Source organism: Priestia taiwanensis (genome assembly GCF_014638355.1).
In the GTDB taxonomy this organism is placed as follows: Bacteria; Bacillota; Bacilli; order Bacillales; family Bacillaceae_G; genus Priestia_D; species Priestia_D taiwanensis.
On the sequence record NZ_BMFK01000008.1, the window covers coordinates 15656 to 38586 of the forward strand.

Annotated in this window: 20 protein-coding genes, 2 tRNA genes and 1 pseudogene; all 23 read left to right on the forward strand. The window is 37.0% G+C overall.

Annotated features, from left to right (window positions below):
- Positions 1-200: 200 nt before the first annotated feature.
- The 23 genes and pseudogenes from ispE (at position 201) to hpt (ending at position 22901) form a co-directional block, all read left to right on the forward strand.
- Positions 201-1070: a 4-(cytidine 5'-diphospho)-2-C-methyl-D-erythritol kinase gene (ispE, locus tag IEV41_RS18815; protein WP_188390056.1), complete on the forward strand. Its 870-nt coding sequence runs from the start codon at positions 201-203 to the stop codon at positions 1068-1070.
- Between the two features lie 54 nt (positions 1071-1124).
- The gene (gene purR / locus IEV41_RS18820) at positions 1125-1979 is read left to right on the forward strand and encodes a pur operon repressor (protein ID WP_188390057.1); all 855 of its coding nucleotides are present in this window, start codon (positions 1125-1127) and stop codon (positions 1977-1979) included.
- Between the two features lie 123 nt (positions 1980-2102).
- Positions 2103-2366 (forward strand): annotated as a pseudogene (gene spoVG / locus IEV41_RS18825) (septation regulator SpoVG); the annotation flags it as partial.
- A 187-nt stretch (positions 2367-2553) separates the two neighbouring features.
- Positions 2554-3933 (forward strand): bifunctional UDP-N-acetylglucosamine diphosphorylase/glucosamine-1-phosphate N-acetyltransferase GlmU, encoded by a 1380-nt coding sequence (gene glmU, locus IEV41_RS18830; RefSeq protein WP_188390059.1) that lies wholly within the window; start codon positions 2554-2556, stop codon positions 3931-3933.
- A gap of 20 nt (positions 3934-3953) precedes the next feature.
- Positions 3954-4907 (forward strand): ribose-phosphate diphosphokinase, encoded by a 954-nt coding sequence (locus IEV41_RS18835; protein ID WP_188390060.1) that lies wholly within the window; start codon positions 3954-3956, stop codon positions 4905-4907.
- A gap of 243 nt (positions 4908-5150) precedes the next feature.
- Positions 5151-5714, forward strand: a complete 564-nt coding sequence (gene pth, locus IEV41_RS18840; RefSeq protein ID WP_188390061.1) for an aminoacyl-tRNA hydrolase — start codon at positions 5151-5153, stop codon at positions 5712-5714.
- Positions 5715-5810: 96 nt separating this feature from the next.
- Complete coding sequence (locus IEV41_RS18845; protein ID WP_188390062.1) at positions 5811-6041, forward strand: anti-sigma-F factor Fin; 231 nt, start codon at positions 5811-5813, stop codon at positions 6039-6041.
- Positions 6042-6118: 77 nt separating this feature from the next.
- The gene (gene mfd / locus IEV41_RS18850; RefSeq protein ID WP_188390063.1) at positions 6119-9652 is read left to right on the forward strand and encodes a transcription-repair coupling factor; all 3534 of its coding nucleotides are present in this window, start codon (positions 6119-6121) and stop codon (positions 9650-9652) included.
- Positions 9653-9854: 202 nt separating this feature from the next.
- Positions 9855-10391, forward strand: coding sequence for a stage V sporulation protein T (spoVT, locus tag IEV41_RS18855; RefSeq protein WP_188390064.1), 537 nt, complete (start codon positions 9855-9857; stop codon positions 10389-10391).
- Between the two features lie 215 nt (positions 10392-10606).
- Positions 10607-12190, forward strand: a complete 1584-nt coding sequence (locus IEV41_RS18860) for a putative polysaccharide biosynthesis protein (protein ID WP_188390065.1) — start codon at positions 10607-10609, stop codon at positions 12188-12190.
- 30 nt (positions 12191-12220) lie between these two features.
- On the forward strand, positions 12221-13666 hold the full coding sequence (gene yabN, locus IEV41_RS18865) for a bifunctional methyltransferase/pyrophosphohydrolase YabN (RefSeq protein WP_188390066.1): 1446 nt from the start codon (positions 12221-12223) through the stop codon (positions 13664-13666).
- Between the two features lie 13 nt (positions 13667-13679).
- Positions 13680-13940, forward strand: coding sequence for an RNA-binding S4 domain-containing protein (locus tag IEV41_RS18870; protein ID WP_188390067.1), 261 nt, complete (start codon positions 13680-13682; stop codon positions 13938-13940).
- An 83-nt stretch (positions 13941-14023) separates the two neighbouring features.
- Positions 14024-14329, forward strand: a complete 306-nt coding sequence (gene yabP / locus IEV41_RS18875) for a sporulation protein YabP (RefSeq protein WP_188390068.1) — start codon at positions 14024-14026, stop codon at positions 14327-14329.
- Entirely contained in the window at positions 14326-14925 is a 600-nt protein-coding gene (gene yabQ, locus IEV41_RS18880; protein WP_188390069.1) for a spore cortex biosynthesis protein YabQ, read from the forward strand. Before yabP ends, yabQ begins: the two co-directional genes overlap by 4 nt.
- Positions 14926-14940: 15 nt before the next feature.
- The gene (locus tag IEV41_RS18885) at positions 14941-15312 is read left to right on the forward strand and encodes an FtsB family cell division protein (protein ID WP_188390070.1); all 372 of its coding nucleotides are present in this window, start codon (positions 14941-14943) and stop codon (positions 15310-15312) included.
- Between the two features lie 87 nt (positions 15313-15399).
- Positions 15400-15837 (forward strand): S1 domain-containing RNA-binding protein, encoded by a 438-nt coding sequence (locus tag IEV41_RS18890; protein ID WP_188390071.1) that lies wholly within the window; start codon positions 15400-15402, stop codon positions 15835-15837.
- Positions 15838-16072: 235 nt separating this feature from the next.
- A tRNA-Met gene (locus IEV41_RS18895) sits at positions 16073-16149 on the forward strand.
- Positions 16150-16157: 8 nt separating this feature from the next.
- Positions 16158-16229, forward strand: a tRNA-Glu gene (locus tag IEV41_RS18900).
- A 449-nt stretch (positions 16230-16678) separates the two neighbouring features.
- A complete protein-coding gene (spoIIE, locus tag IEV41_RS18905; RefSeq protein WP_188390072.1) occupies positions 16679-19147 on the forward strand; it encodes a stage II sporulation protein E in 2469 nt (822 codons plus the stop codon).
- Positions 19144-19971: a VWA domain-containing protein gene (locus tag IEV41_RS18910; RefSeq protein ID WP_188390073.1), complete on the forward strand. Its 828-nt coding sequence runs from the start codon at positions 19144-19146 to the stop codon at positions 19969-19971. The genes spoIIE and IEV41_RS18910 overlap by 4 nt, the downstream gene beginning before the upstream one ends.
- Positions 19937-20872: a serine/threonine protein kinase PrkT gene (gene prkT, locus IEV41_RS18915; protein ID WP_188390074.1), complete on the forward strand. Its 936-nt coding sequence runs from the start codon at positions 19937-19939 to the stop codon at positions 20870-20872. The genes IEV41_RS18910 and prkT overlap by 35 nt, the downstream gene beginning before the upstream one ends.
- A 78-nt stretch (positions 20873-20950) precedes the next feature.
- Positions 20951-22378, forward strand: a complete 1428-nt coding sequence (gene tilS / locus IEV41_RS18920; RefSeq protein ID WP_373284273.1) for a tRNA lysidine(34) synthetase TilS — start codon at positions 20951-20953, stop codon at positions 22376-22378.
- The gene (hpt, locus tag IEV41_RS18925; protein WP_188390076.1) at positions 22359-22901 is read left to right on the forward strand and encodes a hypoxanthine phosphoribosyltransferase; all 543 of its coding nucleotides are present in this window, start codon (positions 22359-22361) and stop codon (positions 22899-22901) included. The genes tilS and hpt overlap by 20 nt, the downstream gene beginning before the upstream one ends.
- Positions 22902-22931 lie beyond the last annotated feature (30 nt).

Here is a 22931-nt window from a genome sequence, read left to right on the forward strand (position 1 = left end):
GCGTTAAGAAAAGGAAAGTGTGTACCCCTTTTTTGATACGATATGCTACGACCCGAAGCAATTGAAATTGCTTCGGTTTTTTTATTTCTACAATTATAGATAGTTAAAAAGAGCTTCTTTTTGTCGTGAAAGTTATTTTTTTGCTGTTTTATGATACAATAATGCAAAGTATAATGTGAAAAAGTAAGTAGGTGGAACGTTTGAAGTTATTGATGAAAGCTCCAGCAAAGATTAATTTATCTCTTGATGTATTAAAGAAAAGAGAAGATGGTTATCATGAAGTGAAAATGATCATGACAACCATTGATTTAGCAGATCGAATCGAATTAGAACATCTAGAAAAAGATGTTATTCGAATCATTTCTCATAACCGTTATGTACCTGATGATCAACGTAACTTGGCATATCAAGCAGCAAGACTGTTGAAAGAACGATATAACGTGAAAACAGGTGTTGCCATTACGATTACGAAAGTTATTCCTGTAGCAGCGGGATTAGCTGGTGGTAGCAGTGATGCAGCTGCAACACTTCGTGGGTTAAATAAACTATGGAAGCTAGGGTTAAGTTTAGATAAACTTGCAGAGCTTGGAGCGGAAATTGGTTCAGATGTTTCGTTCTGTGTATACGGTGGTACAGCTATTGCAACTGGCCGAGGTGAGAAGATTGAGCATATCTCAACGCCGCCGTCTTGTTGGATTGTACTTGCTAAGCCAGTCATTGGTGTTTCGACAGCGGATGTATACAAGAATTTAAAAATAGAGGATGTTACACATCCAGATGTCGACAAGATGGTAGAGGCAATTAAGGGCAAAGATTATGATGGTGTATGTAGGGAAGTCGGTAACGTACTAGAGAGTGTAACGTTCAAGATGCATCCAGAAGTAGAACGTATTAAAGAACAGATGAAGAAGTTTGGAGCAGATGCTGTATTAATGAGCGGAAGCGGCCCAACGGTATTTGCATTAGTGAAGCATGATTCTCGCATGCAACGCTTATGTAATGGTTTAAAAGGGTTCTGTCATCAAGTGCATGCTGTACGCCTATTAGGAGAGCGTGAACCTCTTGATTAACAACGTATGTTAATGTATGATTCTTATAATAATATTCGTAATTAGAGGTGTGATATGAAGGTAAGACGTAGTACGAGGCTTGTGGATATGACGCATTACTTGCTACAAAACCCTCGCAAACTTGTTTCGTTAACGTTTTTTGCAGAGCGCTATCAATCCGCTAAATCTTCTATTAGTGAAGATTTGGTGATTATTAAGCAAACGTTTGAAGAGCAAGGTGCAGGGACATTACTTACAGTGTCAGGAGCTGCTGGTGGGGTAAAATATATTCCATATATTAGTGAAGAAGAAACAGAGCAACTAATCGGGGAGATTTGTAATCTAATTGAAAAGAAAGATCGCTTATTACCTGGAGGGTATTTATACTTAACAGATATATTAAGTAATCCACACTACATTAATAGTGTCGGTCGAATTTTCGCTTCTTTATTCGTAGACAAAGATATTGATGTTGTGATGACCGTAGAAACAAAAGGTATTCCATTAGCGTATGCCGTGGCAAATTACTTAGACGTGCCTGTTGTTATTGTACGTCGTGACAGTCGTGTAACAGAGGGAGCAACGGTATCTATCAATTATATTTCTGGTTCATCTAAGCGCATTCAAACAATGGTATTAGCGAAGCGTAGCTTAGAAGAAGGAGCAAATGTATTAATTATTGATGACTTTATGAGGGCTGGTGGGACGGTCTTAGGCATGATTAATATGCTAGAAGAATTTAAAGCAAATGTTGCAGGTATAGGCGTGTTGGTAGAATCTGGAGATATCGAAGAGCGATTAGTAGAAGATTATGTTTCGCTTATTCGATTATCAGAAGTTAATACGAAAGATAAAGTAATTAAGGTTGAAAAGGGTATTTTCCACTTGAAAAATATTAAACAAATGGCACCTTCTTCAGATGATTTATAGAAAATGAAAAAAAGATGAAATTTTTTTCAAAAAATTATTTGGAATTAGAAGGAAAAAAATGAATTTTGTAGAATATGTTTACCATATCGCTTATAACTAAAAAAAGGGTGGTGAACACAAGACCGCGTTAACACAGAAGGACGCATGAGAGCGATCGCATCTATTACATTAGACCATGAGTTTGTTGTTCATGATATTCGTGTTATTGATGGTAATAGTGGATTATTCGTAGCGATGCCAAGTAAGCGTACTCCGGATGGAGAATTCCGTGATATTGCGCATCCAATTAATTCTTCTACTCGTGGTAAAATTCAAGATGCAGTTTTGACAGAATATCACCGTTTAGGTGACGTAGAAGTGGAATTTGAAGAGGCGGGAGCTTCGTAAAATACACAATGGCAAGAGCTTACTCTTTAGTAAGCTCTTTTCTTATGTTAAGATATGTAGTGATAAGAATGATTTGAAAAGAAGATATTTCAAGTAATCGTTTCACCCTTTCTTTATATTCCTTGAAATCAATACATTTTTGAGATATATTCTAAAGTGGATAAAAAGGTTACGATGGAGGGTACATATGTCTAATCGTTATGCAGTTATATTAGCTGCTGGAAAAGGGACACGTATGAAATCAAAGCTTTACAAAGTTTTGCATTCCGTATGTGGAAAACCAATGGTTCAACATGTAGTAGATGAAGTAGAGAAATTGGGTTTAGCAAAAATTATCACAGTAGTTGGACACGGTGCAGAAGAAGTACAACGTCAACTTCAGAGTAAGAGCGATTTTGCACTTCAAACAGAGCAACTGGGCACAGCTCATGCAGTTATGCAAGCTTCAGATTTTTTACGTGACGAAGATGGTATGACATTAGTAATTTGTGGCGATACACCGTTAATTTCTGCTGAGACGATGGAAGCATTATGCCAACATCATGAAGAAACGAAGGCGAGAGCGACAATTTTAACAGCTCATGCAGCAGATCCAATCGGATACGGTCGTATTGTTCGTAATGAACAAGGACATGTTGAGAAGATTGTTGAACATAAGGATGCTTCGATGGAAGAAAAGCGTATCCAAGAGATTAACACAGGTACATATTGCTTTGATAACAAAGCATTATTTCAATCTCTTTCGCAAGTATCTAATAATAATGCGCAAGGCGAATTCTATCTTCCTGACGTAATTGAAATTCTTAAGAGTCAAGGAGAAACCGTATCAGCGTATCAAACGATGAATTTTGAGGAAACATTAGGGGTAAATGACAGATTTGCTTTATCTCAAGCAGAGGAAATAATGAAGAAGAGAATTAATAAGAAGCACATGTTAAATGGTGTGACGATTATAGATCCTTCGAACACATATATCTCTGCAGATGCGGTTATCGGAGCAGATACAATTATTTATCCAGGTACGGTTATTGAAGGTGCAACACATATTGGCGAAGAATGTATCATTGGGCCAAATTCGGAACTAAAAGAATGTAACATTGGTAGTTATACGTCTGTTCGTCATTCGGTTGTGCATGAAAGCACAATTGGAGAAAGTGTAGCCGTAGGACCATTTGCACATATAAGACCAAATTCAATGGTAGGCAATGAAGTACGAGTAGGAAATTTCGTTGAATTAAAGAATGTCACGTTTGGGGACAGAAGTAAAGTTTCACACTTAAGTTATATCGGTGATGCTAATATTGGCACAGATGTTAACATAGGTTGTGGTTCGATTACTGTGAACTATGACGGGAAAAATAAATTTAAAACGGTAGTAGAAGACGGTGCATTTGTTGGATGCAACTCAAACTTAGTTGCTCCAGTGAAGGTAGGTAAACATGCATATGTGGCAGCTGGCTCTACTATTACAAATGATGTACCAGACAAAGCGATGGGGATTGCCCGAGAGCGTCAAGTCAACAAAGAAGGATATGCTGAAAAAGTATTTCAAAATAAAAATTCTTAACATTCGTGGAGGTTCCTTACATGCCAAACTCTTATCCAAATAAAAACTTAAAAGTATTTACATTAAATTCAAATCCAAAGCTTGCACAAGAAATTGCGAGTCATATTGGAGTAGAATTAGGTAGATGTTCAGTTACACGCTTTAGTGATGGAGAAGTGCAAATTAACATCGAAGAAAGTATTCGTGGCTGTGATGTATATATTATTCAATCAACGAGCTTCCCAGTAAACGAGCATATTATGGAGTTATTAATTATGATTGATGCTTTAAAGCGTGCATCTGCAAAAACAATTAATATCGTGATTCCATACTACGGTTATGCTCGTCAAGACCGTAAAGCTCGTTCACGTGAGCCAATTACATCTAAATTAGTAGCGAACTTGTTAGAAACAGCTGGCGCAACACGTATTATTACATTAGATTTACACGCACCACAAATTCAAGGATTCTTCGATATTCCGATTGACCATTTAGTTGGTGTACCAATTCTTTCAGATTACTTCGAAAAGAAAAACTTAGAAGATATCGTTATTGTTTCACCTGACCATGGTGGCGTAACGCGTGCACGTAAAATGGCAGATCGTCTAAAAGCACCAATTGCAATTATCGATAAGCGTCGTCCACGACCAAATGTTGCAGAAGTAATGAATATTATCGGAAACGTTGAAGGAAAAACGGCAATTTTAATTGATGATATCATTGATACAGCTGGTACAATTACATTAGCAGCAAACGCACTTGTAGAGTGTGGTGCAAAAGCCGTATATGCTTGCTGTACACATCCTGTATTATCTGGACCAGCAATTGAGCGAATTGAAAACTCAAATATTAAAGAGTTAGTTGTAACGAATTCCATTATGTTACCAGAAGAAAAGAAAATCGGCAAAATTGAAGAATTATCTGTAGCGCCGTTACTTGGAGAGGCAATTATCCGCGTATTTGAAGAAGAATCAGTAAGTACATTATTTGATTAATATAATAATGAAAGTATCAGGCATTCGTTCGTTGGAACGGATGCCTCTATATGTGTACGGTATTTTACGTAAGAAACGAAAAATATATAGACATTAGATGTCTAAAAACAGATATAATAGATGATGTAGGATACACAGGGAATAATGACGTAACCGGTAAGATGGTTACGTCTTTTCGTATAAAGTGAACTGAGAAGGAACTGGAATTTTAGATTTAGTTATGTAGGAGAAAGGAGTTAACTAATGAAGTTAATTGTTGGACTAGGGAATCCAGGAAGAGAATATCACGATACACGTCATAATATTGGATTTATGGTCATTGATGAACTAGCAGAAAAGTGGAATATTCCATTAAATCAAGAAAAATATAAAGGTGTATTTGGTAGTGGAATTGTTAATGGAGAGAAGGTTATTCTAGTGAAACCATTAACATATATGAACCTTTCGGGAGAATGTATCCGTCCATTAATGGACTATTACAAAGTTGAAATCGATGATTTTGTAGTGATTTATGATGACTTAGATTTAGTACCCGGAAAGTTACGTTTACGAATGAAAGGTAGTGCTGGAGGACATAACGGAATTAAGTCGACAATTGCACATCTAGGAACACAAGAGTTTAATCGTATTCGAGTAGGGATTGGTCGTCCGGTGACAGGAAGAACGGTTGTTGACCATGTATTAGGGGCATTCTTCCAAGAAGAAACACCTGATGTTAAGCATTCAATTACGCAGTCCGTAGGTGCATGTGAAGCGTGGCTATCAACACCTTTTTTACAAGTGATGAATACGTTTAATCGAAAGTAGATAAGATACACACCGGCAGATGAATATTCTTTTTATAGAAAGAGCATACTAATAGAACGAGTATAGGTGAGTTTTGACTATAGGAGGAAGCGCACGGTGTGTATTTATTATAGTTGTCGGCATTGCCATACAGAATTCGGGAAAATTGACAGAGAGTATTATCAGGTCATTCATTTAGCGTTATCTCAACTGTCAGAAGAGGACAAAAGAGAGATGTTGATGTATCACGTAGATGGTAATATATATGTAAAAGTTATTTGTGAGCACTGTCAATCAACACTAGAAGAAAATCCTCATTATCATGAGTGCCATACATTTTTGCAGTAAAGCTTTGGAGTATTTGTCTCCCAAAGCGTTTTTCTGTTATACAGTTTGAATTTTTAGATTAAGGGAGGTTGGAGGTTATGCTTCATTTATTACGAGCATTCCATGGGAATAAAGAGATAGAATCTCTCTTTACCGGATTATCTTCCCATGTGAAGGAGCAACTTGTTACTGGTTTAACTGGTTCATCGCGAACGATTATGCTAGCAACTATGTATAAAGAAACAAAACGCTCGCAAGTCGTTGTTACATATAATTTATTACAAGCACAGAAACTATACGAGGATTTAGTATCCATTATTGGAGAAGAGCATGTATGGCTATATCCAGTAAATGAATTAATCGCATCGGAAATTGGGGTGGCGAGTCCAGAATTAAAAGCACAGCGACTAGAGGTGCTTAATTTCTTATGTACGAATCAAACAGGAATTATTATCGTACCGATTGCAGGATTACGTAGATTTCTTCCATCAAAAGAATCCTGGAAAGAATCTCAACTATCGCTTTCTGTAGGTGAGGAAATAGAAGTTGATGCATTATTACATCGCTTAGTAGAAATGGGCTATGAGCGTAAAGAAATGGTAGAAGCACCAGGTACATTTAGTATACGTGGCGGCATTGTTGATATTTATCCGTTAACGGAAGCATTACCTATTCGAATGGAGTTATTTGATAGCGAAATAGATTCTATTCGTTCGTTTGCACCAGAAGACCAACGTTCGCAAGAAAAATTATCACGAGTAGATATTGGTCCAGCGGCAGAATATATTTTATCGAAGCAAGAGCGAGAGCGTGGCTTAGTTCACCTTCAGCAGAAGTTAGCGTTCAGTATTCAACAAGCAAAATATGCAAAACAAAAAGAAGCATTAGCTGAAAATATAGGTTATGAAATTGCAAAGTTGAAGAATGGTCAACAAATTGAACAAGTCTTTAAATATTTATCATTATTTTATGAGAAGCCAGCTAGTTTACTAGATTATGTACCAGACGATACGGTTATTATTTTGGATGAAATTTCACGTGTTTCTGAAACGGCGGAGCAATTGGTGAAAGAAGAGGCAGAGTGGTATACATCTTTACTGGAGTCAGGAGAAATTGTACGTGATGTTTCTTTCTCACATGAATTTATTCAGTTGTTGCAAGGATCGAAACGTCAGATTGTCTATTTAAGTTTATTTACACGTCATGTAGCCCATACCCATCCACAAAATACGGTACATGCAACGTGTAAGACGATGCAAGAATTTTATGGACAGATGCATCTGTTTAAAGCAGAGATAGAGCGATGGAAAAAAGCAAAATATACAGTGCTTCTTCTTTGTGTAAATGAAGAACGAGTGAAGAAGTTAGAAAGCATTTTAGCAGATTATGAGATAGAAGTACATGTTATTTCTGCAATGGATCCACTTTTACCTGGTAAGGTTGGCATTATGATTGGGGATTTGAATGCAGGTTTTGAATTGCCAATGCAAAAGCTGGCAGTGATCACAGAGAAGGAATTATTTAAAAAGAAAATTAAAAAACAGCAGCGAAAACAAAAAATGTCCAATGCAGAGCGCATTAAAAGTTACTCCGAATTAAAAGTTGGCGATCACGTTGTTCACATTAATCACGGTATCGGAAAGTTCCTCGGTATTGAAACACTTGAAATCAACGGTATACATAAAGATTATCTTCATGTGAAATACCAAGGTAATGATAAGTTATATGTTCCAGTTGAACAAATTGACCAAGTACAAAAATATATTGGTGCAGAAGGAAAAGAACCGAAGATTTATAAGTTAGGTGGAACCGAGTGGAAGAAAGTAAGAACGAAAGTAGAGCGATCTGTTCAGGATATTGCGGATGATTTGATTAAGCTATACGCTGAACGTGAAGCGACGAAAGGATATCCATTCTCACCGGACGGAGCAGAGCAACAGGAGTTTGAATCTTCTTTCCCTTATCCAGAAACCGAAGATCAGTTACGTTCGATTGAAGAAATCAAAAAAGACATGGAACGCGAACGACCAATGGATCGGTTGTTATGTGGGGACGTTGGCTATGGTAAAACAGAAGTGGCAATTCGTGCAGCTTTTAAAGCTGTGATGGACGGAAAGCAAGTTGCTATTTTGGTGCCGACGACTATTTTAGCACAACAACATTATGAAACAATTAAAGAAAGGTTCCAAGAGTTCCCGGTAGAAATTGGCCTAATGAACCGTTTCCGTACGAGAAAACAACAGTCGGAAACAATTCAAGGGTTAAAAGAAGGAACGGTTGATGTTGTGATCGGGACGCATCGTTTATTATCAAAAGACGTAACGTATAAAGATTTAGGATTGCTCATTATCGATGAAGAGCAGCGTTTTGGCGTAACGCATAAAGAGAAAATCAAACAATTAAAAACAAACATTGATGTATTAACACTAACAGCAACGCCAATCCCACGTACATTACATATGTCGATGCTAGGTGTACGTGATTTATCTGTTATTGAAACACCACCAGAGAACCGTTTCCCTGTACAAACATATGTAGTCGAGTACAATGAGGTACTTACTCGTGAGGCAATTGAACGTGAGTTAGCACGTGACGGACAAGTGTATTTCTTACATAACCGTGTCGAGGATATTGAACGAAAGGCGGAAGAAATTGCAGCACTCGTACCAGATGCACGTGTAACGTATGCTCATGGAAGAATGAATGAAAACGAATTAGAGTCTGTTATTCTTGATTTCTTAGATCGTCAATATGATGTATTAGTAAGCACAACTATTATCGAAACAGGTGTCGATATTCCAAATGTGAATACACTAATTGTTAATGATGCAGATAGAATGGGTCTATCTCAGTTATATCAATTACGTGGACGAGTTGGACGTTCAAACAGAGTTGCATATTCATACTTCACATATAAGAAGGATAAATCATTAACAGAAGTAGCAGAGAAACGATTGCAGTCGATGAAGGAATTCACTGAGCTTGGTTCTGGATTCAAGATTGCGATGCGTGATTTATCTATTCGTGGTGCCGGTAATTTGTTAGGTGCAGCACAGCATGGCTTTATTGATTCTGTTGGATTTGATCTTTATTCACAAATGCTAAAAGATGCAATTGAAGAGCGTAAAGGGACAATCGATGAGCAACTGCGAAGAGAAGTGGATTTTGATATGGAAGTGGATGCATATATTCCAGAAACGTATATCTCTGATAGTAAGCAAAAAGTTGGGATGTACAAACAATTTAAAGATTTAACCTCCATTGAAGAGTTAGAGTCACTACAAGAAGAAATGATTGATCGTTTTGGGGATTACCCAATTGAGGTGGGTTACTTATTCCAAGTTTCATACATTAAATTATTAGCGCGTATGGAAAAGTTACAGTCAGTGAAACAAGTAAAAGAGGAGATAACTCTTCTTTGTTCAGCAGAAGCAACGAGTAATTTAGATGTCTCGAAACTATTTGAATTGGTGAGTACATATGGCAAGGCAATTGGCCTAGGGACAGAGGGAGCTAACCTGAAACTAGTTATTGATAAAAAGGGATTAGCTACGTCAGATTGGTTAACGATGATTGAAAATGTGTTAAAGGGTTTAGCGAATGCAAAAAAAGAAAGTGTTAACGTGTTATAAAATGATTCGTTCGTGCTTCATTCATGTATGGAGAAGAGTCAGTATATAGAGGTGTAATAAAAATATCGGTTGCTTCGTGAATAGAACATTTAATGTGAAGGATACTATGCTTAAAGTTGGTGATTTTTACATACAAAGGATATACCAACTAAAGTCACCATGTAATTCTTTCATCATCAGAAGAAAGCGAGGCAACATAAGAATGAAAGCAACTGGAATTGTTCGACGAATCGATGATTTAGGAAGGGTTGTTATTCCAAAAGAAATACGTAGAACATTGCGTATTCGAGAAGGAGATCCTCTGGAGATTTTTGTGGACAGAGATGGTGAAGTGATTTTAAAGAAGTATTCTCCAATTAGTGAATTAAGTGATTTTGCGAAGGAATATGCCGATGCTTTATACGATAGTTTAGGTCATACGATTCTCATATGTGACCGTGATGCGGTTATTGCTGTATCTGGTTCTTCTAAGAAAGAATATATGAGCAAGAACGTAGGAGATTTAATTGAGAAGTGTATGGAAGAAAGGCAGTCGACGCTTGTTACGGAAGAAAAAGATGTTGCACTTACGGAAGGTGTATTAGAAAAAGTACATTCTTATGCGCTTTGTCCAATTGTTGCAAATGGCGATCCAATTGGTGCGGTTGTTATTTTTTCAAAAGAAAAAGTATTAAGCGAAGTAGAAAAGAAAGCTGCTGATACAGCAGCGAGTTTCCTAGCAAGACAAATGGAACACTAACGAACTCGTAATGGATAAGCACGGAGAATGCTTTACTATTCACATGACAAAATGAGATGACGCCTGTCTTTGTACAGGTGTCATTCTTCTTTTGGAAACTTCTTTTATTATGTGTATTTTTTCACATTTTATAAACGATGTATTAGTAAAAGTTCTTCTATTCATTATGTTATAATACGGACATTATATGGTATCAAATGAGGAGATGCGAAAGGGTGCAAGAGCAAAAAATGTGGAAAGGTGCAGCAATTTTAACAATTTCTGCGCTCTTTTTAAAAATATTAAGTGCGATGTATCGCATCCCGTATCAAAACATGGTTGGAGATGTTGGGTATTATATTTACCAACAAGTGTATCCATTTTTTGGTGTAGGGGTAACGCTTGCTACATATGGGTTTCCAATCGTTATTGCAAAAATGATTGCAGATAAACGAGAAGAAGGAAAAAATGATGAAATACGTGAAATAGTAAAGGTATCCTTGTATGCCTTATCTATTGTAGGCGTTGTTATTTTTGTGTGTTTATTTGTAGGTGCAGAAGCAATTGCCTCTTTTATGGGAGACGAGAATTTAACAAGTCTTATTCAGGTTATTGCGTTTTACTTTTTGTTGTTTCCGCTTATTTCGGTATTAAGGGGATACTTTCAAGGGAAGTTTATAATGATGCCGACGGCTATGTCACAAGTGGCAGAACAAATTATACGTGTAGGTGTTATTTTGTGCGCGTCGTATGTAATGATTCGCGTTGGATTTAACAGTTATGAGATTGGGAGTGCAGCTATTTCGGGCTCTGTTTTTGGTGCAATCGCTGCCGTTATTGTTCTTGTTTTGTATAGGAGAAAGGAAGGCTTCTCTTTGCATCCAAGGGGAATCTATTCTTCTGACAACAGAAAAATGATGAAATATATTCTTGTACAAGGGATAACAATTTGTATTTGTAATTTAGTATTAGTGCTTATTCAGTTAGTCGACGCTAGTAACTTCTATTCCTTGTTAGTAGATGGGGGGATGGGAGAAGAAATTTCCAAAGAAATGAAAGGTGTATATGACCGGAGTTTACCACTTGTTCAGGTAGGGACTGTTGTGGCCACTTCTATTGCATTAGCACTTGTACCGCAGTTGGGTCGAGGTAGTGAAGTAGAACGGGGAGAAAAGATAACACTGGTGATAAAATTCTGCTTTGTCTTTTCGATAGGTGCTACAATTGGATTAGCATGTATTGCAGAACCAACGAATATTATGTTGTATAAAAATGATAAAGGGACGAACATTATTGTCTTGCTATCTTTTAGTATTTTGCTTAGTTCGCTAGCAATTTCGACTGCAGCTATTTTACAAGGATTAAACGAAACAATTCGACCGGCTATCCATGTGATTGGCGGTATTATACTGAAATGGATAGGTAATATGTTACTTATACCTTTCTTTGGGATAGAAGGAGCGGCTATAGCTACACTTATCTCATTATGCGTTATTGTATTATTAAATATTAAATCTTTACAAATAATCACGACAATTCAGTGGAAAGACGTCTTTTATATAGTGTTTAAGAGTGGATGGGCAGCATGTTTGATGGCGATATGTGTAACCATGTATGTCTTCGTAGGTGAAACGTATATGAATTTCTTTGAACATGCCCGTGCAAATGCGGCTGTTCAGTCGCTATCTGCAGCCATGATTGGAGGATTTATTTACCTTATCCTACTAGTGAGACTTCGTGTTATAGAAGAAACGGAAATGAGCATGTTCATAAAAAATAAAAAGGTTAAAAATTTTATATCTTGGATTAGCGGGAGATAAATAGAACAGAAGTAAGTAGGAGGAAATAAGATGGCAGTTATTAAAATAGTAGGATTAGGTGCTGGTGAATTAGAGCAGTTACCGCTAGGGATATATAATATGCTAACACGTGCAAAGCATGTATTTTTACGTACAAAAGAGCATCCTGTTGTGGGAAATTTAGAAGCAGAAGGAATGACATATACGTCATTTGATCATGTGTATGAAGAGCATGATCAATTCGAAGATGTGTACGAAGCGATTGTACAAACATTATTAGAGGAATCAAAGGATAAAGAAATTATTTATGCCGTTCCGGGTCATCCATTCGTAGCGGAAAGAACCGTGCAATTGTTGGTAGAAAAAGAAGCGGATATTGATGTACAAGGCGGTCAAAGCTTTTTAGACCCATTATTTGCTAGTCTTCAAATTGATCCGATTGAAGGCTTCCAATTTGTTGATGCAACATCATTTGTTAAAGAAGAGCTTCAGTTGCGCCATCATCTTATTTTTTGTCAAGTCTATGATAACTTTATCGCATCCGAAGTTAAATTAGCATTAATGGACCGTTTCTTGCCAGATGATTATGATGTATATATCGTAACAGCTGCTGGTACATCATTTGAAGAAATTAAGAAAGTACCGCTTTATATGTTAGATCATGAAGCAGAGTTAAATAATTTAACAAGTGTGTATATTCCACCTGTACTAGATGATTCTTTATTATATCAAGAGTTTACGACGTTACGACAAATCATTGCAACGTTACGTGGGCCAAACGGCTGTCCATGGGATAAAGAACAGACGAATGAATCATTGAAAAAATATTTAATTGAAGAGGCATACGAGTTGCTAGATGCGATTGATGAAGAAGATGATGAACATATCGTCGAAGAATTAGGAGATGTTCTTCTTCAAGTGATGCTTCATGCTCAAATTGGAGAAGACGAAGGTTGGTTCTCCATTGATGAGGTAATTCAAGGCTTAAGTGAGAAAATGGTTCGACGTCATCCGCATGTGTTCGGTGGGCGAGAAGTAACAGGTACAAAAGAGGTTGTAGCGAATTGGAACGAGATTAAGAAAGAAGAAAAAGGTGAACCGGCATCTATTTTAGCATCCATTCCAACGGGACTCCCTGGATTAATGAAAGCATATGAGTTGCAAAAGAAAGCGGCGAAAGTAGGCTTTGACTGGGATGACGTAGCGCCAATGATGCAAAAGGTAGAGGAAGAGTTACGTGAATTTATACAGGAAAGAGAGAGCGGATCATCACAAGAAAGAATGGCAGGAGAATTTGGAGACTTGTTATTCGCGTTAGTAAATGTTGCGCGTTATTATCAGATTGATCCTGAAGAAGCAATTCGTATGACATGTAAAAAGTTTATGCGTCGCTTTTCCTATATCGAAGAATGTGTAGCAGCGCAAGGATATAAGGTAGAAGAGATGACATTGGAACAGTTAGATGCTTTCTGGGAAGAAGCAAAAAAAGAAGAGTAAGGGAGAGAGTATAATGCGTTTAGATAAGTTCTTAAAGGTGTCACGTATTATTAAGAGAAGAACATTAGCAAAAGAAGTGTCAGATCAAGGCCGAGTATCAATTAATGGTGTTGTAGCAAAGGCAAGTTCAACAGTGAAGGTAAACGATGAATTAAAAATCCGTTTTGGTCAAAAAATTGTAACGGTTACAATTAATGAGCTAAAGGAGACATCTAAGAAAGAAGAATCGGCAGGGATGTATACTATTGTGAGTGAGGAAAAAATAGAGGCTTAATAGGGCTTGTTCTAAAGCGTAGGGTTCCTTCATACAATCATAGTAATAAGAAGAATATGTAGTGAAAGTATGGAGGGATTAGGATGAATAAAGGGTATCAAAGTTTTTCCTCAACTACTAGTACGCCAGCGGAACATGATGTAACGATGAAAGGAAGAAGATTGCTTGATATTACGGGCGTGAAACAAGTAGAGAGCTTTGATAGTGAAGAGTTCCTATTAGAAACCGTCATGGGTTTTTTGGCAATTAAAGGACAAAATCTTCAAATGAAAAATTTAGATGTAGAAAAGGGGCTTGTATCCATTAAAGGAAAAGTGTTTGAAATGGAGTATTTAGATGACCATCATGGGGAGAAAGCTAAAGGATTCTTTAGCAAGTTATTTAGATGAGTTTAAATGTTCAATTTCTTACGATGCTTGCGATGATTGGAATGGGTGGATACCTAGGTGCCACCTTAGATACATATAATCGCTTTCTCAAGCGAAGCAAGCGGAATAGATGGTTTGTCTTTGTGTATGATTTCTCTTTTTGGATATTACAAGCCCTGCTCATCTTTTATGTACTATTGTTAGTAAATGAAGCGGAGTTGAGATTCTATATTTTTATCGCTATTTTATGCGGGTATGCAGCGTATCAAAGTTTATTTCGCTCCATTTATTTAAAAGCACTTGAACATTTTATTCGTTTAGTCATTACATGCTATCGATTTCTCTTTAATGCTGTTATGATGATAATAGTGAAACCGTTCTTATTATTAGTCAAAGGTATAATGATGGTTTTGTTATTCTTTGTACAAGTAGTTCAAAAAATATTTGATATGTGTATGAGGATAGTACTTGGTATTCTGTCGTTCATTGGTCGTATTCTTTGGATGTTTATTCCGAAAAAAGGGAAGTTGTTTTTACAAAAACATGCAGGGATTTTCAAAAAGGCAAAGAATATAGTAATAGTTATCAAAAAGTGGTGGGGAAAATTTAAAAAGTAGGAGGGGCATACATATATGACAATGTTGAAAAAAAATCAGCCATTCGTATCTTCAACAGTGAATGAAGAACAAGATTACCTCCAACAGCGTTTAGAAAAGAAGAAGCGTGCATTACTCAAGCGCTTATCTCTTTTAGGTGGACTAGCTCTAGTGCTTACTGTGTTTTTCGCAGTTTCCTTCTACCTTCAACATGCACAAATAAGTGCAAAAGCAGAGAAGAAAAAAGAATTAGAAGCGCACTCCCAACAACTAGGGGAAGAGGCAAAAGAATTACAATTAGAAAAAACAAGACTAAGCAGTGATGAATATATTGTAAATATAGCACGTTATAAATACTTATATTCTAAAGAAGGAGAAACAATTTATTCAATTTCTGAAGGAAATTAGTGTTGTTGACACTGCTTTTTAATATTATATATAATGAATAATAAGATGAATTTATTTTTTTAGTACTTAAGGAGGAGCATTTTTTTTATGTCAATTGAGGTAGGCAGCAAGTTACAAGGTAAGGTAACAGGTATTACGAATTTTGGAGCTTTTGTAGAGCTGCCAGAAGGTATCACTGGTCTTGTTCATATCAGTGAAGTTGCAGATAATTATGTGAAAGATATTAATGAACATTTAAAAGTTGGTGACGAAGTAGAAGTAAAGGTTATCAATGTTGAGAAAGATGGTAAAATTGGTCTTTCTATTAAGAAAGCGAAAGAACGTGAAGTAAAAGAATACAAACCACGTCAAGCGCGTCCACAGCGTCAAAATCGTGACAACCGTGGCGATCAACGTGGAGGGGCAGTAAAAGAAAACTTCGAACAAAAAATGTCTCGCTTTTTAAAAGATAGTGAAGAACGTCTTACTTCTTTAAAACGAAATACAGAATCTAAACGCGGAGGTCGCGGAGCTCGTCGCGGGTAACTTGTTGTTTAGCCATTATTATAGAGTCATAATCTCTGGAACATAGGGGGTACTTGTAGTTCCCCCTATGTTCTTTTTTATGACTGTATAGAATCGTAGGAAAATGGCAAAGAATGAGTATGTACGTAGATAGATTGTCACTAATTAATAAAATATACGTGATGAAATAATTTTTTTAGAAAAAGTGTTGACGATTAAATAGATATATTGTAATATAAGTCTTGTCCTTTAATATGGCGGTGTAGCTCAGCTGGCTAGAGCGTACGGTTCATACCCGTGAGGTCGTGGGTTCGACTCCCTCCGCCGCTACCATATTTAAAGGCCCGTTGGTCAAGTGGTTAAGACACCGCCCTTTCACGGCGGTAACACGGGTTCGAATCCCGTACGGGTCATCTAAAAGGAAAAAAGAGCTATGCACAAATGTGCATAGCTCTTTTTGTATATCCAGAAAGCGAAGCAAGCATATCTCGTATTATACGTGATATGCTTGCTTTTTTTATCGACAAGCCTTGTCCACCTTGTCGGATTAAGAGAAAAGAGAGGAAGCGACTAGAAAAGCGTCGAAATGGAGGTATTGTGTGATGAAGGATGTCAGGTCGTGTACCGATTATATATGCATGAATAAAGATATCGTCGGAATTACTATTGTTAAAGTGCATGTGACAGATAAGGTGGGAAGAACAAAAAATGAAATTTACATCTAAATATGTATTGTTATAGCGTTATTTCTGTATAAACGTCGAACGTTTTCTCACTTGAACTATTAGATTTTGACAAAAAAAGTTGTGCTAACTCGTTTATACTGACTAGTAACTATTACTATGCGGGTGGTGCAAAGAATATGCCAAAAACAGAAAGAACTATGGTGAGTCCTACAGCTGATTTAAAAATGTTAAATGTTTCGGGAGCAAATGTTTTGCAGGGATCAACAAGAATGCGTCTTAGAATGGAACATATGATGGTTCATTTAGGTGTCATTATTCTTGTCGTGGGATTTTTATTAGGTAGAGCTTATATTTTAGGAAACATTCTTCCTTTTGCTCTTCCTTTCTTTGCGGCAGTATTCATAATGAAAAAAGAGCGTACGGCATTAGCTTTCATTGGATTGGTTGCAGGATCGTTAAGTGTGTCATTGCAGCATGCGAGTTATACGTTTGTTGCGATTATCCTATTTTTAGTCGGTCATATGATTTTGAAGAAGAGTGTGAAAAGGGTGCAGGGGTTATTGCCTATTCAAGTTTTCTTCTCTATTTTTCTTACCCATCTCGTGCTCGTGTATGCATATCATAGTGAACTAACCACGTATGACTTTTTAATGAGTTCCATTGAAGCGGGATTAAGTTATATTTTAACGATTATCTTTTTACAAAGCGTTCCTTTTTTAACGCAAGTTAATCGTCGGCAAGGACTAGTGACAGAAGAAATTGTTTGTTTAATTATTTTGATAGCATCTGTTATAACAGGTACAACGGACTGGTATATTTATGACGTATCAGTTCAACATATTTTATCCCGTTATCTTGTGTTGATTTTTGCGTTTGCCGCAGGTGCAACGGTTGGTTGTACAGTAGGTGTTGTGACGGGATTAATTATGAGTTTATCTAATGTGGCTAGTTTGTATCAAATGAGCTTGTTAGCGTTCTCTGGTTTGCTCGGTGGATTATTGAAGGAAGGAAAGAAAGTTGGCACGGGCCTCGGCTTGCTTATTGGGACAAGTTTGATTAGTTTATATGGAGATAAGCAAGGAGAAATTGTTTCTTCAATTATTGAGTCGTGTATAGCAGTAGCCCTTTTTCTTCTAACACCTAAATATTTGTTAGAGAAGATAGCAAAAATAATTCCTGGTACGGCGGAGAATGTGACAGATCAACAGCAATATTTACGAAAAATAAGGGATTTGACATCTGAACGAATTATTCGTTTTTCGAATGTGTTTCAAGCATTATCGACAAGTTTTACGCACTTTGGAGCAGTGGATACGGACGAGCCAGAGGATAAAGTTGATTTGTTCTTAAGTGATATCACAGCTAAATCATGTCAGACATGCTTTAAGAAAGAACAGTGTTGGAGTATGAACTTTGATCGTACGTATTCCTATATGGAAGATTTAATGGATGGTGTGGAGAAAGGGACGTTGGAGAAGAATCATAAGCTTCAACGAGAGTGGGAGAAGTATTGTGTACGGTCGTCAAAAGTAAAAGAATTAATGGAAAAGGAATTGTTCCCATTCAATGCACAGTTGCAATTAAAGCGTCAAGTACGGGAGAGTAGACGCCTTGTTGCAGAACAGTTAGCTGGCGTAGCAAAAGTGATGGATGATTTTGCGAGAGAGATTACGCGTGAGAAAGAAAATCATCAATTACAAGAGGAACAAATTTTGGATTGTTTAAAGGGTTTTGGTGTTGATATACGAGATGTAGAAATTTATAGCATGGAGCAAGGTAATATCGATATTGAAATGAACATTCCTTATTGCAATGGAAGAGGCGAATGTGAGAAGTTAATTGCACCAATGTTATCGGATATTTTACGGGAAAATATTGTCGTAAAGAAAGAAAAATGTGCTACAAGTCCAGCAGGATTTTGTAACGTATCATTTGGCTCGTTGAAAAAGTATATGGTAGATGCGGGATTAACTACTGTTGCAAAGGGAGGTGGGTTTGTCTCCGGTGATAGTCATAAATTGATGGAGATTGGAGCTGGCACATATGCAATCGCCATTAGTGACGGAATGGGGAACGGAGAGAGAGCACATATGGAAAGTACGGAGACATTGAAGTTACTTCAAAAGATTTTGCAATCTGGAATTGAAGAGACCGTAGCAATTAAGGCGATTAATTCTATTTTATCATTACGAACAACCGATGAAATATTTGCAACGCTTGACTTGGCGATGATTGATTTACAAACAGCAACAGCAAGGTTTCTTAAAATTGGTGCCACACCAAGCTTTATTAAGCGCGGAGATCAGGTTATCAAAATAGAAGGGAGTAATTTGCCGATTGGGATTGTTCAGGAATTTGATGTAGATGTGATACATGTTGAATTAAAACCTGGTGATTTGTTAATCATGATGAGTGATGGTGTATATGAGGGTGCGAAGTACGTAGAGAATCATGAAATGTGGATGAAGCGGAAGATAAGAGAGTTACAAACGAATAACCCGCAAGATGTATCAGATTTACTAATAGAAGAAGTGATTCGAACGAAGGATAAACATATCGAAGATGATATGACAGTCGTTGTTGCACAATTTGAGCATAACAATCCGAAGTGGGCAACGATTCCTGTCTATAGTCTACATGCATGAACCTTTTGCGGCTGCAAAAGGTTTTTTTCGTATATATCTTTTTCTTTTTGTCAAAGCTGATACTACATTTCAGAGGAGGGGATGGCATGCGAAAAGGAACATTGAGGCAAATATTACTTATAACAGATGGTTGTTCGAATCAAGGGGAAAGTCCAATTGAAGCTGCAGCGTTATTGTTTGAATACGGTATTGTCGTGAATGTAATCGGAATTATACCAGAGCAGGATTGTAATCATCATGAATTACGAGAGATTGAAGAAATTGCATCTGCTGGAGGCGGAATTAGTGAGATTGTTTATGCGAAGCAACTGTCTCATACGGTACAAATGGTGACAAGAAAAGCAATGAAACAAACTATTCAAGGATTTGTAAATAAGGAATTGCAACAGATTTTAGGAGAAGGCAAATATACAGAAGATTTACCACCAGAACAACGTGGTCAGGTGTTAGAGGTGGTAGAAGAAATTAGTGAAAGTGCTGATTTAGAAGTGTTTATTCTAATTGATACGAGTGCTAGTATGCAAGATAAATTAGAACCGATAAAAGAAGCGTTGCTTGACTTGCAGTTAAGCTTGCATGCTCGTATGGGATACCAAGAGTTTGCATTAGGGGTATTCCCGGGGAAAGGAAAGGCCGTTGAATTATTAATTGATTGGACGACGAAATTAAATGCTCTTACAAAAGTGTTCACACAGTTACGTTTATCTGGCGTCACTCCAACCGGTCCAGCATTAAGGGAAACGAGGGAATACTTTCGGCAAAAACGTTCATTTAGGGATAGGGTGAAGGATGAAGAACAGCATAGAGAAAAATATGGCTTATAGGGTGCAAGTGGGAGATAGTATTCAAGGTAAATGGAATGGAAATCGCTATGTTGTAAAATCACATTTAGGAAGCGGGGCAATTGGTGATGTGTATTTAGTACAAGGAGATAAAGGTCTTGCTGCGTTAAAAATAAGTACAAATAATACGTCAATTACGTCCGAAGTAAATGTGTTTCGTAGTTTTTCAAAGGTCCGTGGGTGTAGCCTAGGACCTTATTTATTAGATGTAGATGATTGGATTCATCCAGCAACACGTATGTTGGTTTCTTTTTACGTAATGGAATACATAGAAGGAATAAATCTGTATTCTTTTGTACAACAAAGGGGAGAGGAATGGGTTCCTTTGTTGATTCTTCAACTGCTAGAAGATTTAGAGGTATTACACCAATCTGGCTTTGTATTCGGGGACTTAAAGCCGGAGAATCTTATTGTAACAGAGGGGACGTGTCGAGTTCGTTTACTTGATGTAGGAGGTGTAACAATGAAAGGGAGGGCAATTAAAGAATTTACTGAGTTTTTTGACCGGGGATATTGGGGTATTGGGACTAGAAAGGCAGAACCATCCTATGATCTATTTGCGGTTGTCATGCTAATGATTGCTATATGTTATAAAGGAACATATAGCAAGCGAGAAGGGGGATATGTACAGCTGGAAAAATTGATACAGAATCATTCGTTACTTCGGAAAGTAGAGAAGGTATTGCTTGAGGCGGTACGCGGAAACTATCAATCTGCTATTAAGATGAGAGAGGAATTGTTAAGGGTTGTAGGGAGACAGATTAATCGGAAACAGGGCGTTCTGAAAAAGGACATACAGTCATATGGATGGAGAGAGGTATTTCTTGTTTGTAGTGCTACTGTAATTGGATATATGCTCTATATGAATTACGTATGGCTGTGAAACAATTTTTATTTTTGTTTTATACATGATACGATATAAGTAGATAGACAGAGTAGGGATTGGTGAAAGTTGGATAGAATGTTCCATCAAAAAGTAACAAAATTTATATCTGAATATGACTTATTGAAGAAGGGAAGCACGGTTGTTGTTGGTGTATCCGGAGGCCCTGATTCTTTAGCTTTGTTGCATTTTCTGTATACACAACGTCAGGCATGGAAACTACGTCTTGTTGTAGCGCATGTTGATCATATGTTCCGTGGAAAAGAATCAGAACAAGAAATGTATTTTGTAGAGGAAATATGCAATCGATATCGAATACCTTTTGAAGGGAAGCGAATAGATGTTTCTGCATATCAAGTAGAGGTAGGAGTGGGTGGTCAAGTGGCTGCGCGCGAGTGCCGATATGCTTTTTTTCACGAGGTGATGCATAAACATAATGCGGATTTCCTTGCCCTAGGTCATCACGGAGATGATCAAATTGAAACGATTTTAATGAGGTTAGTGAGAGGTTCTACATTAGAGGGAATATCAGGGATGAAAAAGAAGAGGCCGTTTGAAACAGGGTACCTCATCCGCCCGTTTTTATCCGTTACAAAAGCGGAGATTTATGCGTATTGTGAAATGAATAATGTAATTCATTGTGAAGATCCGAGTAATAAGAAAGAAGTCTATACGAGAAATCGTTTTCGTAAATGGATTCTTCCGCATCTACAGGAAGAAAATCCAGCTGTACATGAAAGATTTATGCAATTTAGTCAGTCGCTAGCGGAAGATGATGAATATCTGCGGATGTTAACCGTAGAGAAAATGAGTGAAGTTATTATTCGTCATGAACGAGATGAAATTGCAATTACAATTCTTCCTTTTGAATCCTTATCAATGCCTTTACAAAGAAGAGGTATTCAACTAATATTAAACTATCTTTATGGAAATAAGCTAACTGACGTATCTTCTATACATATTAATCAAATACTCGCTCTATTGCGAAGTAGTAACCCCTCAGGGAAATTGAATCTTCCAAACGGATTAACGGTGCAGCGATCCTATAGTACTTGTATATTTACTTTCCGTCAAAAAAAGGGAAAGGAATATCAAGAAATACTATCGCTAGAAGGAATTATACATATTGGAAATGATTCAACCATTCTTTCTAGCCTGCATACAATTATTCCTTCTATAACAAATCACCAATACTCTTTCCTTTGCGATTTAAAAGATATATCGTTACCTTTAATGGTTCGCTCTCGGAAGAATGGTGATAAAATGACGTTAAAAGGAATGAAAGGTTCAAAAAAGATAAAAGATATCTTTATTGATTGTAAAATTCCAAAGGAAGCCCGTGATACATGGCCTGTTGTGGTAGATGCAAAAGGTACGATTATTTGGTTGCCAGGAGTAAAGAAGTCATCGTTTGAGGCGAAGGAACAAGAAGTGGAATCTTATCTGCTTTTACAATACTTTAGTAATGATACTTCTAGGAGGACAAATGATGAAGCAAGATATTGAAAAAGTGTTGATTTCTGAAGAAGAGATTCAACAAGTTGTAGCAAACTTAGGTAAGCAATTAACAGAAGATTATCAAGATCGTTTTCCGTTGGTTATTTGTGTGCTAAAAGGCGCAATGCCATTTATGTCTGATTTAATTAAGAAGATGGATACGTATTTAGAAATTGACTTTATGGCCGTATCTAGCTACGGGAAAAATACTGTTTCATCTGGAGAGGTAAAAATTATTAAGGACTTAGATGCTTCAGTTGAAGGTCGTGATATTCTAATTGTAGAGGATATTATCGATAGTGGTTTAACATTAAGTTACTTAGCGGAGTTACTTCGTCATCGTAAAGCAAATTCTGTGAAGATTGTTACGCTACTTGATAAACCGTCAGGTAGAAAAATTGATATCCATGCAGACTATGTAGGCTTTGATGTGCCTGATGCCTTTGTGGTTGGGTATGGATTAGATTATGCGGAGAGATATCGCAACCTTCCGTATATCGGTGTGTTGAAACCAGAAGTTTATACGAAGTAGGCATTCAAAAGTTGAATTAGCAAGTTTTTT